This is a genomic window from Bacillus sp. FSL L8-0528 (genome assembly GCF_038593085.1).
Classification (GTDB): Bacteria; Bacillota; Bacilli; order Bacillales; family Bacillaceae; genus Bacillus; species Bacillus paralicheniformis.
In genome coordinates this window covers 3,816,323-3,830,668 of record NZ_CP151961.1, presented here as the reverse complement: position 1 = coordinate 3,830,668, position 14,346 = coordinate 3,816,323, and the positions used below count along the sequence as shown (strand labels likewise).

14 protein-coding genes are annotated in these 14,346 nt (G+C 46.4%); 13 read left to right on the top strand and 1 reads right to left on the bottom strand.

Features of this window, described 5'->3' with window-relative positions; genetic code table 11:
- Positions 1–28 precede the first annotated feature (28 nt).
- The 13 genes from atpE to MHI30_RS19535 all read left to right on the top strand — a co-directional run bounded on the left by atpE (position 29) and on the right by MHI30_RS19535 (position 11,930).
- Positions 29–241 carry a F0F1 ATP synthase subunit C gene (gene atpE, locus MHI30_RS19595; protein WP_003186014.1) on the top strand — a complete coding sequence of 71 codons (213 nt, stop codon included), beginning with the start codon at positions 29–31 and terminating at the stop codon, positions 239–241.
- Positions 242–415: 174 nt separating this feature from the next.
- Positions 416–934 (top strand): F0F1 ATP synthase subunit B, encoded by a 519-nt coding sequence (atpF, locus tag MHI30_RS19590; protein ID WP_003186013.1) that lies wholly within the window; start codon positions 416–418, stop codon positions 932–934.
- Positions 931–1,485 carry a F0F1 ATP synthase subunit delta gene (locus MHI30_RS19585; protein ID WP_003186011.1) on the top strand — a complete coding sequence of 185 codons (555 nt, stop codon included), beginning with the start codon at positions 931–933 and terminating at the stop codon, positions 1,483–1,485. The genes atpF and MHI30_RS19585 overlap by 4 nt, the downstream gene beginning before the upstream one ends.
- A 7-nt stretch (positions 1,486–1,492) precedes the next feature.
- Positions 1,493–3,001, top strand: coding sequence for a F0F1 ATP synthase subunit alpha (gene atpA / locus MHI30_RS19580; protein ID WP_003186010.1), 1,509 nt, complete (start codon positions 1,493–1,495; stop codon positions 2,999–3,001).
- Between the two features lie 88 nt (positions 3,002–3,089).
- Positions 3,090–3,944 carry an ATP synthase F1 subunit gamma gene (atpG, locus tag MHI30_RS19575; RefSeq protein WP_003186008.1) on the top strand — a complete coding sequence of 285 codons (855 nt, stop codon included), beginning with the start codon at positions 3,090–3,092 and terminating at the stop codon, positions 3,942–3,944.
- A gap of 25 nt (positions 3,945–3,969) precedes the next feature.
- Entirely contained in the window at positions 3,970–5,391 is a 1,422-nt protein-coding gene (atpD, locus tag MHI30_RS19570) for a F0F1 ATP synthase subunit beta (protein ID WP_003186006.1), read from the top strand.
- Positions 5,392–5,414: 23 nt separating this feature from the next.
- The gene (locus MHI30_RS19565; protein ID WP_003186004.1) at positions 5,415–5,810 is read left to right on the top strand and encodes a F0F1 ATP synthase subunit epsilon; all 396 of its coding nucleotides are present in this window, start codon (positions 5,415–5,417) and stop codon (positions 5,808–5,810) included.
- A gap of 383 nt (positions 5,811–6,193) precedes the next feature.
- Positions 6,194–6,427 (top strand): DUF1146 family protein, encoded by a 234-nt coding sequence (locus MHI30_RS19560; protein ID WP_003186001.1) that lies wholly within the window; start codon positions 6,194–6,196, stop codon positions 6,425–6,427.
- Positions 6,428–6,562: 135 nt separating this feature from the next.
- Entirely contained in the window at positions 6,563–7,306 is a 744-nt protein-coding gene (locus tag MHI30_RS19555; RefSeq protein ID WP_003185999.1) for a YwmB family TATA-box binding protein, read from the top strand.
- A 32-nt stretch (positions 7,307–7,338) separates the two neighbouring features.
- Positions 7,339–8,649 carry a UDP-N-acetylglucosamine 1-carboxyvinyltransferase gene (murA, locus tag MHI30_RS19550; protein ID WP_003185997.1) on the top strand — a complete coding sequence of 437 codons (1,311 nt, stop codon included), beginning with the start codon at positions 7,339–7,341 and terminating at the stop codon, positions 8,647–8,649.
- A gap of 197 nt (positions 8,650–8,846) precedes the next feature.
- A complete protein-coding gene (spoIID, locus tag MHI30_RS19545) occupies positions 8,847–9,863 on the top strand; it encodes a stage II sporulation protein D (RefSeq protein WP_003185995.1) in 1,017 nt (338 codons plus the stop codon).
- A 317-nt stretch (positions 9,864–10,180) separates the two neighbouring features.
- Positions 10,181–10,867: a VWA domain-containing protein gene (locus MHI30_RS19540; protein WP_020453250.1), complete on the top strand. Its 687-nt coding sequence runs from the start codon at positions 10,181–10,183 to the stop codon at positions 10,865–10,867.
- Between the two features lie 406 nt (positions 10,868–11,273).
- Complete coding sequence (locus MHI30_RS19535) at positions 11,274–11,930, top strand: VWA domain-containing protein (RefSeq protein WP_043054609.1); 657 nt, start codon at positions 11,274–11,276, stop codon at positions 11,928–11,930.
- 50 nt (positions 11,931–11,980) lie between these two features.
- Here the strand turns inward: MHI30_RS19535 and MHI30_RS19530 are convergent, their stop codons facing one another.
- Entirely contained in the window at positions 11,981–14,332 is a 2,352-nt protein-coding gene (locus MHI30_RS19530; protein ID WP_075751567.1) for an FdhF/YdeP family oxidoreductase, read from the bottom strand.
- Positions 14,333–14,346: the final 14 nt, after the last annotated feature.

Here is a 14,346-nt window from a genome sequence, read left to right as displayed (position 1 = left end):
GATAACAATTTAAAGGAGGAACTTTTTCATGAGTTTAATAGCAGCTGCAATCGCAATTGGATTAGGTGCACTTGGTGCAGGTATTGGTAACGGACTTATCGTATCGCGTACAGTAGAAGGAATCGCTCGTCAGCCTGAGGCTGGAAAAGAATTGAGAACGCTTATGTTCATCGGGGTAGCATTGGTTGAGGCCCTTCCGATTATCGCTGTTGTTATCGCGTTCTTAGCGTTCTTCAGCTAAAAGCGAATATAAAACTGGTAAATGGCGAAGATCACTGCAAGAGGCCTTCGCCATTGCTTTATGGTTGCTTGAACTGTCATAACGGCCGGAAGAATCACCCTCCTGAAAAAAGAGGGAGAACATTTTTCGATGGCCTCGGAGAGATAATCTGCAAGAAGGGAGTTGCCGTATTCGATGTCTTTTTTACCACAGGTTATGGGTGCAGGAGTAGGGTTTAACGCCGGAACAATGCTGTTCCAGCTTGTTGCCATGCTGATTTTGTTAGCGCTCTTGAAGAAATACGCTTTAGGGCCGCTATTAAATATAATGAAAGAGCGTGAAGACTACATTACCGGAGAGATCTCCTCTGCCGAGAAAAAGAATGAAGAAGCGAAGAAGCTCATTGAGGAGCAGCAGGCGCTTTTGAAAGAAGCACGCGAAGAATCCCAGTCTCTGATTGAAAACGCGAAAAAACTGGGTGAACAGCAAAAGGATGAAATCATCAAGGCTGCGCGCCAGGAAGCAGAACGCATGAAAGAATCAGCCAGAAGCGAGATCGTCAAAGAAAGAGACCAGGCTGTCACCGCGCTGCGCGAGCAGGTTGCATCATTGTCTGTGATGATCGCTTCTAAAGTAATCGAAAAAGAGCTGGACGAACAAGCCCAGGAAAAATTGATCCAAGACTATCTTAAAGAAGTAGGAGAAAGCCGATGAGCCAATCAGCTGTCTCCAAACGCTACGCAGCCGCTCTGTTTGACATTGCCCTTGAATCCAAGCTGGTCAATGAAATAGAAGAAGAGCTGACCGTCGTTAAGAAGATATTTATTGAGCATAAAGACCTCAATGCCGTTCTGGGTCATCCTAAAGTGCCCGCTGAAAAGAAAAAGCAGATTTTAAAAGACTCGTTCGGATCCGTTTCGACTGCAGTCTTACATACGCTTTATCTTCTCGTTGACCGCAGCCGCACGTCAATCGTCCCGGATCTCGCGGACGAATATGTCAAAATGGCGAACCGGTTCCGCGGGACGGAAGATGCGATCGTATACTCTGTAAAACCGCTCAGCGAAGAGGAAATTTCCTCTTTTTCTCAAGTGTTTGCAAAAGAAGCAGGCGCCGCTTCACTGCGCGTCAGAAACGAAGTGAATCCGGATCTGATCGGCGGTGTGAAAATCCGCATCGGGAACCGCATTTATGACGGCAGTGTAAGAGGAAAGCTTGACCGGATAGAACGTCAATTAGCAGGCGAAAATCGAAAGAAGGGGTGAAACCTAAGTGAGCATCAAAGCTGAAGAAATTAGCACTCTCATAAAACAGCAAATTGAAAACTATCAGTCTGAAATAGAAGTTCACGACGTAGGTACGGTAATTCAGGTCGGTGACGGTATCGCACGCGTACACGGCCTTGATAACTGTATGGCAGGTGAGCTTGTCGAATTTTCAAACGGTGTGCTGGGCTTAGCTCAGAACCTTGAAGAATCAAATGTAGGTATCGTTATTTTGGGACCTTACAAAGACATCCGTGAAGGTGACGAAGTTAAAAGAACCGGCCGGATCATGGAAGTCCCTGTCGGCGAAGAGCTGCTCGGCCGCGTTGTCAACCCGCTCGGCCAGCCTGTTGACGGAATGGGCCCGGTTCTCACAAGCAAAACCCGTCCGATCGAAAGCCCGGCTCCTGGAGTTATGGATCGTAAATCCGTACACGAGCCGCTTCAAACGGGGATCAAATCAATCGATGCTTTAATTCCGATCGGCCGCGGCCAGCGTGAGCTGATTATCGGTGACCGTCAAACGGGTAAAACGTCGATTGCGATCGATACAATTCTGAATCAGAAAGACCAGGATATGATTTGTATCTATGTCGCGATCGGTCAGAAAGAATCGACAGTCCGCGGCGTTGTCGAAACGCTTCGCAAACACGGCGCCCTTGACTATACGATCGTTGTGACGGCTTCCGCTTCACAGCCTGCCCCTCTATTGTACCTCGCGCCGTATGCAGGGGTTGCGATGGGAGAGGAATTCATGTACAACGGCAAGCACGTGCTGGTTGTGTATGACGACCTTTCAAAACAGGCTACCGCATATCGTGAACTGTCCTTGCTTCTTCGCCGTCCTCCTGGTCGTGAAGCATTCCCTGGGGATGTATTCTATCTTCACTCCCGTTTGCTTGAACGCGCTGCAAAATTGAGCGACGCCAAAGGCGGAGGATCTTTAACGGCACTTCCGTTCGTTGAAACGCAAGCAGGCGACATTTCGGCGTACATTCCGACAAACGTCATTTCGATCACTGACGGACAAATCTTCCTGCAGTCTGATTTGTTCTTCTCTGGCGTGCGTCCTGCGGTCAACCCGGGATTGTCTGTATCCCGTGTCGGCGGGTCCGCGCAAATCAAAGCGATGAAGAAAGTTGCCGGTACGCTGCGCCTTGATTTGGCATCATACCGTGAGCTTGAAGCATTCGCACAATTCGGCTCAGATTTGGATAAAGCGACACAGGCGAAGCTGAATCGCGGTGCCCGTACGGTTGAAGTACTTAAACAGGATCTGCACAAACCGCTTCGCGTTGAAAAGCAGGTTGCGATTCTCTATGCTCTGACAAGAGGCTTCCTTGATGATGTGCCTGTTGAGGATATCAAACGTTTTGAAGAAGAGCTCTTTATGTATCTTGACCAAAATCATAAAGATCTGCTCGATTCAATCGCCCAGACAGGAAACCTTCCTGCCGATGAGGACATGAAGGGTGCAATCGAAGGCTTTAAACGTACGTTCGCGCCAAGCAACTAAACAATAAAAAGTGAGAAAAAGGCTATCTTTTTCTCTCTTTTTCACGTCAATGCGAAGGAATTTGAAAACAAAAAGGTGGTGAAACCTTTTGGCCTCATTACGGGATATTAAATCCAGGATTGCTTCAAATAAAAAAATGAGTCAAATTACGAAAGCCCAGGAAATGGTTTCTGCTTCAAAGCTGAACCGGGCTGAAAACAAAGCGAAATCGTTTGTTCCTTATATGGAAAAAATGCAGGAAGTCGTTGCCGATATCGCAGTCGGATACACCGGCAAACACCCGATGATGTCAAGCCGCCCAGTGAAGCGGACCGGGTACCTTGTCATCACAGCTGACCGCGGCTTGGCGGGGGCGTTCAATGCAAACGTACTCCGCAAAGCGTATCAAAGGATTCAGGAACGCCATCAATCCAAAGATGAGTATGCGGTCATCGCGGTCGGAAGAATGGGGCGCGATTTCTTTAAAAAGCGCGGAATTCCTGTCATTTCTGAAATGACGGGGATCAGGGACGAAGTGACGTTTTCAGAAATCAAAGATTTGGCGAACAGCACGGTGCAAATGTATATTGACGAAACCTTTGATGAACTGTATCTGTTCTACAACCATTTTGTCAGCGCGATTTCCCAGGAGGTAACGGAGAAAAAGCTGCTGCCTTTGACAGATATTGCGCCTAACAAGAAAAAGACGTCATTTGAGTTTGAACCGGATGAAGAAGAGATTCTGGAAGTGCTCCTTCCCCAGTATGCGGAAAGCTTGATTTTTGGCGCGCTTCTTGACAGCAAAGCGAGCGAACATGCTGCGAGAATGACGGCGATGAGAAATGCGACAGATAATGCAAAAGAGATTATCGCCGATCTTGAACTGTCATACAACCGTGCCCGTCAGGCATCCATCACGCAGGAAATTACGGAAATTGTCGGCGGTGCAGCTGCTTTAGAATAGAAAAAGTTTGTCAGGAGGGATAGAGATGAAAAAAGGACGCGTTAGCCAGGTATTAGGGCCGGTCGTAGATGTTCGTTTTGAAGACGGTCACTTGCCTGAAATATATAATGCGATTAAAGTTACACATAAAGCGCAGAACGAGAATGAAGTGGACATCGATCTTACCCTTGAAGTAGCGCTTCACTTGGGTGATGATTCAGTTCGTACAATTGCAATGGCTTCAACTGACGGTGTTACACGCGGAATGGAAGCCATCGACCTGGGAGAGCCGATCTCCGTTCCGGTCGGAAACGTAACACTCGGCCGCGTATTTAATGTACTCGGGGAAAATATCGATTTGGATGAGCCGCTTCCGGCTGATGCTGCCAAAGATCCGATTCACAGAGAAGCTCCAAAATTTGATCAGCTATCAACAGAGGTTGAAATCTTAGAGACGGGTATTAAAGTCGTCGACTTGCTCGCTCCATATATCAAAGGCGGAAAGATCGGTCTTTTCGGAGGAGCGGGAGTTGGAAAAACCGTTTTGATTCAGGAGCTGATCAACAACATCGCTCAAGAGCACGGCGGTATCTCTGTATTCGCAGGTGTCGGCGAGCGTACGCGTGAAGGAAACGACCTTTACTATGAAATGAAAGATTCCGGCGTTATCGGCAAAACGGCAATGGTCTTCGGTCAGATGAACGAGCCGCCTGGTGCGCGGATGCGCGTTGCCTTGACCGGACTTACAATGGCCGAGCATTTCCGTGATAAAGAAGGCCAGGACGTATTGTTCTTTATCGATAACATCTTCCGATTCACTCAAGCAGGATCTGAAGTATCTGCACTTCTTGGACGCATGCCGTCAGCGGTTGGTTATCAGCCGACGCTTGCGACCGAAATGGGTCAGCTTCAGGAACGGATCACATCAACAAATGTCGGATCTGTAACATCGATTCAGGCGATCTACGTTCCTGCCGATGACTATACTGACCCGGCGCCGGCTACGACGTTCGCTCACTTGGATGCGACGACGAACCTTGAGCGTAAGCTGTCGGAAATGGGGATTTATCCTGCGGTCGATCCGCTTGCATCCACTTCCCGTGCGCTTTCGCCTGAAATCGTCGGAGAAGAGCACTATGAAGTGGCGCGCAGCGTTCAGCAGATCCTGCAGCGCTACAAAGAGCTTCAGGATATCATCGCGATGCTCGGAATGGATGAGTTGTCAGACGAAGATAAGCTTGTCGTCAGCCGTGCGCGCCGCGTACAATTCTTCCTGTCGCAAAACTTCCACGTAGCTGAACAGTTTACAGGACAAAAAGGTTCTTACGTACCTGTCAAAGAAACGGTAAAAGGCTTCAAAGAAATCCTTGAAGGTAAGTATGATCACCTTCCTGAGGACGCTTTCCGCCTTGTCGGCCGAATCGAAGAAGTTGTCGAAAAAGCGAAAGAAATGGGTGTAGAAGTATAATCTGGTCCTAGGAGGGTAAAAGCATGAAGACCTTAAAAGTCAATATCGTTACTCCCGACGGCCCAGTATACGATGCGGATATAGAAATGGTAAGCGTTAGAGCAGAGAGCGGTGAGCTTGGTATTTTACCCGGCCATATTCCGACGGTTGCTCCGCTAAAAATTGCTGCAGTCCGTCTGAAAAAAGACGGTCAAACTGAGCTGGTTGCCGTCAGCGGGGGGATAGTGGAAGTCCGCCCTGACCATGTCACCATTCTGGCCCAGACGGCGGAAACATCTGAACAAATTGACAAAGAACGCGCCTTGGCCGCAAAACGGCGTGCCGAGGAACGTTTGCAAAAGCAAACTCCAGATGTTGACATTATTCGGGCAGAGCTTGCTTTAAAACGCGCGATTAACCGGTTGGATGTTGCGAGATAGAGATAAGGATCCTTCCCATATTTAAGGATGGGAAGGGTCTTTTATATTCAAGATCAAACAGAATTGAAAATGTTGAAAAATGTTCACAAATTGTTCGCCTTTTTAGTATGAATCTATCTATAATACAAAATAGTAAGCTATGTTCTCTTCCACCAAAAAGAGGACGTAAGACATTCAAGTAAGCTCCTAAAACACAAGCCCCTCAGGCAACAGAGGATCACTCCATCTATGGGAAAAAGTTCTATCATGAACGACTTAACATGCAACATCAAAACTGTTAAAATGACTTGAAATGACCAGCAACATTCCTTTATCCTACGGCAGAAGAGACGAGGCTGGCCGGAAGCACCAAACCGGCTGAACGTAAGGAGGCGTCATCAATAATGGAAGAGATCGGACAACAGGCTGCTGTCAGTATCATCGTTCATCTTTTTTTTATTGCATTGACTTGGTGGGCTCTTCTGGCGGTCAATATTGATCCGCTTATCAGGAAAGGAAAAGTCATTCAGGCGAGGGTGTTAATGATCATCATTACAATCGCCGTCGGCTCCACCGTCAGCAATTTTTTCTTGGACTATCTTTATTATTCCAGACAGCTTCAAAATTTATTTTCATGATTGAGTAAAAGAATTTATGGGAATGGACGAATATGGGTAACACCGCGTTCTGCAAAATCACCGGAGACCTTGTTTTTCCACGTATGCTTTTCCTGCGATCCGTCAACAATGGAGAGTAGGAGAGGATGATGCAGAATGAAGACAAAACAAACGGTTAATGCCCTTATTTTTATTGTGGTTTTATTTTTAATTGTTCATGTCTTTCAATCGCTTGAAGCAGCGGGCAATACGCCGCTTGAACAGCTGGCGGAAGGTTTGAGCCGCCATGATGTCGAGCTTGAAGAGTGGACCATGCATACAAAAAAACAGCTTACCCTAAGTGAAAAAGATTTTTTTGCAAAACTGAAACATTTCAAGAAACAGCATCGACAATATGAATGGACTTTAACGCGGGAAGACGACGATACAGTTAAAGCGACAGGTGTTTTTCAGGACAAAAAAAATCATATCAATTCCAAAATACATTTGGTATCCACCCACAAAAACCAGAGACTTGTTTCGTATTTATTGTATGAGCAAAAAGGCGCGGGACCACGGGAAAACTGGAATGCTACATATAAGCAGTTTGAACGGGATGCATTCGACATAATGCGAGAAAAGACCGCAATTTTTACTTGTCTAAAGGGCCATTTAAATGGTATGATGAATGTTGTTTTGCAAAAAAAAGCAAATGAGCTAGTACATGAATTTGATGCAAAGTCAGTTGAAGATTTAATTGAACCAAATTTCGTTTCTATTTCTGCTTACACTAACGAGTGGAAAGAATCCATCAAGACAGAAAAACACCGTATGAATTTGCAAGTCTCGCTTAGAAATGCGGGAATGGGCGAAAAACTTACCGTCACGGTTGGCACACCAATCGTCACGACTGAATATTAATATAGAGAAATTGGGACGCGGAGGGGAATACCTTGGAAAAAATCATCGTCCGCGGCGGTCGAAAGTTAAACGGCACAGTCAAAGTTGAAGGAGCAAAAAATGCCGTTTTACCAGTTATCGCTGCATCTTTATTAGCCAGTGAAGAAAAAAGCGTAATATGTGATGTGCCTACGCTCTCCGATGTATATACGATTAACGAAGTGTTACGTCATTTAGGCGCAAGTGTACATTTTGAAAATAATACAGTAACGGTTGATGCATCTCGCACTTTGTCTACGGAAGCTCCGTTCGAATATGTTCGTAAAATGCGCGCATCCGTATTGGTGATGGGTCCGCTTCTTGCTCGCACAGGCCATTCGAGAGTGGCTTTGCCTGGAGGATGTGCAATCGGTTCAAGACCGATCGATCAGCATCTGAAAGGCTTTGAAGCAATGGGGGCAAAAATTAAGGTCGGAAACGGCTTTATTGAAGCGACTGTAGAAGGCCGCCTTCAAGGAGCGAAAATTTACCTTGATTTCCCTAGTGTCGGAGCAACTGAAAACCTGATTATGGCTGCAGCTTTGGCTGAGGGCACGACAACTCTCGAAAATGCTGCTAAAGAGCCTGAAATCGTTGATCTGGCTAACTATATCAATGCAATGGGCGGTAAAATTCGGGGTGCCGGTACAGGCACCATTAAAATTGAAGGCGTTAAGGCGCTTCATGGGGCAAAACATACGATTATTCCTGACCGGATAGAGGCGGGAACGTTCATGGTTGCCGCGGCGATTACCGAAGGGAACGTACTGGTAAAGGGAGCGGTTCCTGAGCACTTAACATCTTTAATTGCGAAAATGGAAGAAATGGGCGTTCAAATCTTGGAAGAAGGAGACGGTCTTCGGATCATCGGTCCTTCTGAATTGAAGCCTATTGATTTAAAAACAATGCCACATCCAGGTTTCCCGACTGATATGCAGTCACAGATGATGGCTCTTTTGATGCGCGCAAATGGAACCAGCATGATCACAGAAACCGTCTTTGAGAACCGCTTCATGCACGCGGAAGAATTCCGCCGTATGAACGGAGATATTAAAATCGAAGGCCGTTCTGTCATCATTAATGGTCCTGTGCAGCTTCAAGGCGCTGAAGTTGCCGCAACGGATCTTCGCGCCGGCGCAGCTCTTATCCTTGCTGGCCTTGTTGCTGACGGTCATACACGCGTAACCGAATTAAAACATTTAGACCGTGGATATGTCAACTTCCACCAAAAACTTGCCGGTCTCGGCGCTGATATTGAGCGCGTTAACGATGAAGAAGCAGTTCATATTGAAAATAAAGAAGTTGTATCCGATTTAAATGCATAAATCAACTTGAAATCAGTATGTCATACGGCATACTGATTTTTGCGTTTCAAGTATTCTATATCAGTATGCCTCCCATATCTATCATTATGCACAAGAATTGCTTTTAAAATACGTAGCAGCAGTTGAAAAAGTACAGTCATATTAGCTTGTCCCCGCCCATAAAATGAAAGAGACAAAACAGAAATGGGGGCACTGATTTGAAACAGCTCATAATTGTACTAGCAGGAATCTGCACGCTGATTTTACTCATACCAACACTGCTTGTCCTCCCTTTTCACGGGGGACCGGGGGCAATTAAAACAGAGAAACACGCTCAGCAACACGAGGAAAAAAAGAAAGTCACCTTAAAAGAGTCTCCCGTTTCAATTCCGGTCTACAGAACGGCTGACCGGAAAGTTGAAGACATTCCGCTTGAAGAGTATGTCATCGGTGTCGTTGCCTCGGAAATGCCGGCAGATTTTGATATCGAAGCTTTAAAAGCACAAGCGCTGGCAGCCCGCACATACATTGTGAGGCAAATGGTGTCAGAGCAAGCTGTACAGTCGCCGAAAGGCTCGCTGGTCGATGATACGCAGATGTTCCAGGTGTATAAAAACAAAGAGGAGCTCCGCAGGCTGTGGAAGAAGGATTACGATTGGAAAATCAAAAAGGTGACCGAAGCTGTAGCCAGTACGCAAGGCAAAATTTTAACCTATGAGCATAAGCCTATTGATGCTTCGTTCTTCTCGACGAGCAACGGGTACACCGAGAATGCCGGAGCTTATTGGACAAGTGATATTCCGTACCTGCAAAGCGTGAAAAGCTCCTGGGACACAAAATCGCCGAAATTCCTGAACCATAAAACGTTTACTGTCGCTGAATTTGAACAAAAGCTCGGTGTCAAGCTGCCCGGTTCAAACAGCATCGGAGAGATCACCGAAAGAACGCCGGGAAAACGCGTAGCGACTGCCGTCATCAATGGAAAGAAGCTTGAGGGAAGAGATATTCGCGAAAAGCTCGGCCTCAAATCGGCAGACTTTGATTGGAAACGCGACGGGAATCAGATTACAGTCACGACAAGGGGATTTGGACATGGAGTGGGAATGAGCCAATACGGTGCGCATTATATGGCGAAAGACGGCAAGAAAGCAGAAGACATCGTCAAGTATTATTACAAAGGAACAGCCGTATCCAATGCAGATGAATTTTTAAATAAATACATGGCGAAAAAATAAAAAAGAGACGTCTGCCTTATTGGCGGCGTCTTTTTAAATGTCATCAAAATTTGGCATTCTCATGAAGTTGTTGCACGCCAAAATATTATACAAATATTTCAAGAATCATGTGCCGGAGGGCTTGCTGAACAGCGTCAAAAGGCCGTGAATGTCTTGTCAATATAAGGGTTAACAGGCTATAAAGTCTATTATATCCGCTTGTTGTATGCTGAAATGAATAACGAGGAAAAGGAGACATGCCCTATTTATTTCTCCCTGGTGTTCTTCTACGATATTAATGTGTTAACGACTTTATTTCAGAAAGGGGAAAGGGAGAAATGAAGAAGAAGCTGACATTAGGGATTTTGACCGCTATGGTTCTTAGCCTTGGTTCGCCTGCTTTCGCAGCTGAGAAAAAACAGGAGGTAACAGTTGCCGAAGATTCGCCTAACATCGCGATTATGCTTGATGCAAGCGGCAGCATGGCTAAAAAGATCGGCGGAGTCTCAAAATACGAGCTTGCCAAAAATGAGGCGTTCAGCTTTGGTTCTAAGCTTGAAAATGCAAACGTGCTCATGAGGGTTTTCGGTTCAGAGGGAAACAATAAAAACTCCGGAAAAGTACAATCCTGCAATGCAATCAGAGGAGTGTACGGATTCCAAACGTATGACGAGCAAAGCTTCCGCAATTCATTAAACGGCATCGGACCGACTGGGTGGACACCGATCGCAAACGCGCTGCAAGATGCCAAAAACGCGCTTGATCAGCTGAACAACAACGGGAAAAACGTCGTCTACCTGCTGACAGACGGTGAGGAAACATGCGGAGGCAATCCGGTAAAAGTTGCAACAGAACTGCGCAAATCTAATGCGGTTGTCAACGTGATCGGCTTTGATTATGAAGGAGATTTTCACGGACAATTGACAAGCATCGCAGCAGCCGGCGGCGGTGAATATTTCCAAGCAAAAACCAAAAATGACATCAAAAGAATTTTCACTCAGGAAGCAATCGAGCTTTCTAAATAAACTGGAAAAAAGCTGTGGACATGTTTCCGCAGCTTTCCTTTTTTGATGAAAAGATTGTCAAAAGTCAAGCAAAACACTTTACAAATATTAAGTTATTGTTTCAGAACGTTGAACCCCGCTGAATCCTTTGGAGGGGTAATTTGTCGTAACTGTTGTTTTATTGGGACGAAGACGGTCTTTTAGCGGACTTTTTTGGTAGGACTTAAGTGAAAGTGTCGGTCGATTATCGTAAGGATTATGAAGAATTTGTGAATTTGAAAAGGAGATCCGGCCTATTTATTTCTATCAAGCCTTCTTTTACGATGTTGGTGGACTAGATCTCATGCGGAAGATCGGTCCGAAAAAAAGTGCGGAAAGGAAAGTGAGAAAGGTGAAAAAGAGGTTTACTCTGTTAACAACGTTCACCATGCTTTTGTCATTGGCTCCGGCTGCTGCTTTCGCGGCTGAAGACGGAAATGCGGACAACAGCAAAAAAGATGTCAATGTTGCAGTTGTGCTTGACGCAAGCGGCAGCATGGCACAAAAGGTTGAAGGAGAAAGAAAATTTGATATTGCCAAAGAATCCGTAACCGACTTTGCTGACCTGCTTTCAAGCGATGCGAATGTGATGCTGAATGTGTTCGGACATAAAGGCAACAATAAAAACTCCGGAAAAGAACTATCTTGCGGTACGACGGAAACCGTCTATGATCTGCAGCCGTTTTCTTCCAACTCATTCGAAAACGCTTTAAGCGGAATCAAGCCTACAGGCTGGTCTCCGATTGCAAAATCTCTTTATGATGTAAAAGAAGATCTTGCCGATAAAGATGGTAAGAATTATGTTTACATCGTAACAGACGGTGAAGAAACATGCGGAGGAGACCCTGTTCAGGCAGCGAAAGATCTGCGCAAATCCAACATTAAAACGATCGTCAACATCGTTGGACTTGATGTGAAAACCGTGAAAGAAAAAGCAAAGCTTAAAAAAGTAGCTGCTGCTGGCGGCGGAAAATTGATTGAAGCCGACTCAGCTTCTGATTTTAAAAAGGTATGGAAAGAAGAAGGCGTAAAACTGTCTCAGTAACTCCATACGAGAGCGGGACGGCAGCAGCGCCGTCCCGACCTTCTGTTAAGCTAATCTGTCGACATTTCGAGTTCTTCGATTCGTTTTTCTGCATAGCGCGGATCTTTTCTTGAATGGAAAATCTCCGCCTTTTCAATCATGACCGCCGTGTTGTATTCCGGAATACGGGCATAGTTTTCGTATACGCCTTTAGGGATCAGGACATTTCCTTCCGGCCAGTAGACAGCCGTGTTTCCGCGTTGTACGCCGGCATATTTTGCCCGGCCTTGGAAAGTTCCGTAGCGGTTGAATAAAACGATCGCTTCTCCATCTTGAATATAAAGCTCCTCGGCATCTTTTGGATTGATCATGACATCCCGGCGATCTGCCGCGTTGAAAGGATCTTTTTCACTATAAATCATCGAATTGAACTGTTTTCCCCGTCTTGTCGTCACGAGGAAGCGTCCTTCAGTTTGTCTGTTTTCAGGAAGATCGACGGGGATCAGGTTACCCCTGCCGTCTGCCGTCGGACACATCCCGCCTTCACAAAGCCAGGCGCCGCCCCATTGAAAGACATCTCCGCGTTTTTTCAAATGCTGAATCCCTTCATAATTCCGGTTGGCAGCAGCGATTTCTTCACGGATTTCCGCAGCGTCGTCAAAATGGATCAGTTCTTTGTCTTCGGGCCGAACCCGTTTGGCAAGATCCATATAAATTTCCCATTCAGAACGGGCTTCTCCGATGCGCGGTCCTTTAATTTCAGGGCTGAAATATACCATCCGTTCCGTACTTGTTGAGGTTCCTCCGCCAGGCTGTTCATATCTTGTCATTGCGGGGAGAATGATAACTTCTTCTTTGGAATCGACAAGGGTAGAAGTATTGAAGATGATGTCCTGATGGACTCTCACCTCAACTTCCTGTAATGCTTTTTTGATAAAATCGGGGTTCGGCATCGTCTCCAAAAAGTTGCCTCCGCTTGTATAAAACACTTTTACTTTTCTTTCGTTTTCGCTCGGCAGCAGCATGTTTTCGATCGTCTGGCCGATCGTATCGCCTTGCCAAGTCGGTATACGGAAGCCCCAAACCTTCTCGATCCGTGCGGCATTTTCTTCGTCAAAATCACCGCCTGGCAGGACGAAAGGATCGGCACCCATTTCTCCAGAGCCCTGCACACCGCTGTGCCCTCTGATCGGCATGACACCGCAATGCTTTTTGCCGATGAATCCTTGTAATAGGGCGAGATTTGCCACCTGTGAAATGTTGTCGGTCGCAAAACGGTGCTGTGTGAGTCCCATGCTCCAAATGAAAACGCCGGTTTTCGCCCGGGCCAGCAAGACGGCGAATTCTTTCATTCTATCTTTCGATATGCCGGATGACTCTTCAAGCGTCTTCCAATTTTGTTTTTCGATATGCTGTTTAAGCTCATTGAACCCGTTTGTGTGTGCTTCGATAAAAGCGCGGTCAATGCTTGAACCGGGAGCCTCCCGTTCCATCTCAAACCAGTGCTTCATTACCCCGTTCATAAAGGCAATGTCGCCGCCGATATTGACTTGGTATATGTCATCAGTGATTTTGGTGCCGAAAAGGGCGCTCTCAGGTATCGATGGAATCCAGTATTTCTCCATCGAAGGTTCCAGGTACGGGTTGATCATAATGATTTTTGTTCCCGCTTTTTTGGCGGCATACATGTATTTTGTTGACACCGGCTGGTTATTGGCGGCGACAGATCCCCAGAAGACGAGGACATCCGTCCCGATCCAGTCTCGGTAGCTGCAGCTTGAGGCGCCGATGCCAAGGGACCTTTTTAAAGCCGTTTTGCTTGGCGAGTGGCAGATCCGCGAGGCGTTGTCAATGTTGTTTGTGCCGATAAACCGAGCCGCTTTTGCGGCCGTATAGTATACCTCATTCGTAATACCCCTGGCTGTTAAATAAAAGGCGAGCTGTCGTTTATCAATCGATTTGATTTTGTCCGCGATTCGGCTGAGCGCTTCATCCCATGAAATTCTCGAGAACGACCGTTCTCCTTTTTTTCTCGACAGCGGATAAGGGATGCGTCCGAGCTTTCTAAGCTCGGTGCTGTCCAGCTTTCTCAGCTGTTCAATGTCGGCGGACAGCCATTTGTCCTCGATCGCAGGCATCGTATTTAAGCGGAGGACGTTCAGCCGCGTCGTGCAGAGATGAGGCCCTGTGAGCGTCTGATCACGGAGTCCGGATACACCAAGCGCACAGCCGTCGCACACGCCTTGCGTCAAAATTCTGTAGGCGTACGAAAGGTTGTCTTTATTGTCCCATGCTGTTTTCATCGTATCTCTGATATGCTTTGGTTTTACCTTTCCGAGTCCCATCGGCGCCCAAGACGCCCACAGTTTTGGCGCGGGCTTTTTATTCAGCTTCATCGGACCTTGATGCTTTGTTTTTCCCATTCCATTCTCTCCTT

Bases quoted from the DNA above. Each gene is read 5' to 3' on its own strand.
- atpE (WP_003186014.1), top strand. From the start codon at position 29: ATGAGTTTAATAGCAGCTGCAATCGCAATTGGATTAGGTGCACTTGGT.
- atpF (WP_003186013.1), top strand. From the start codon at position 416: ATGTCTTTTTTACCACAGGTTATGGGTGCAGGAGTAGGGTTTAACGCC.
- MHI30_RS19585 (WP_003186011.1), top strand. From the start codon at position 931: ATGAGCCAATCAGCTGTCTCCAAACGCTACGCAGCCGCTCTGTTTGAC.
- atpD (WP_003186006.1), top strand. From the start codon at position 3,970: ATGAAAAAAGGACGCGTTAGCCAGGTATTAGGGCCGGTCGTAGATGTT.
- MHI30_RS19565 (WP_003186004.1), top strand. From the start codon at position 5,415: ATGAAGACCTTAAAAGTCAATATCGTTACTCCCGACGGCCCAGTATAC.
- MHI30_RS19560 (WP_003186001.1), top strand. From the start codon at position 6,194: ATGGAAGAGATCGGACAACAGGCTGCTGTCAGTATCATCGTTCATCTT.
- MHI30_RS19555 (WP_003185999.1), top strand. From the start codon at position 6,563: ATGAAGACAAAACAAACGGTTAATGCCCTTATTTTTATTGTGGTTTTA.
- MHI30_RS19540 (WP_020453250.1), top strand. From the start codon at position 10,181: ATGAAGAAGAAGCTGACATTAGGGATTTTGACCGCTATGGTTCTTAGC.
- MHI30_RS19535 (WP_043054609.1), top strand. From the start codon at position 11,274: ATGCTTTTGTCATTGGCTCCGGCTGCTGCTTTCGCGGCTGAAGACGGA.
- MHI30_RS19530 (WP_075751567.1), bottom strand. From the start codon at position 14,332: ATGGGAAAAACAAAGCATCAAGGTCCGATGAAGCTGAATAAAAAGCCC.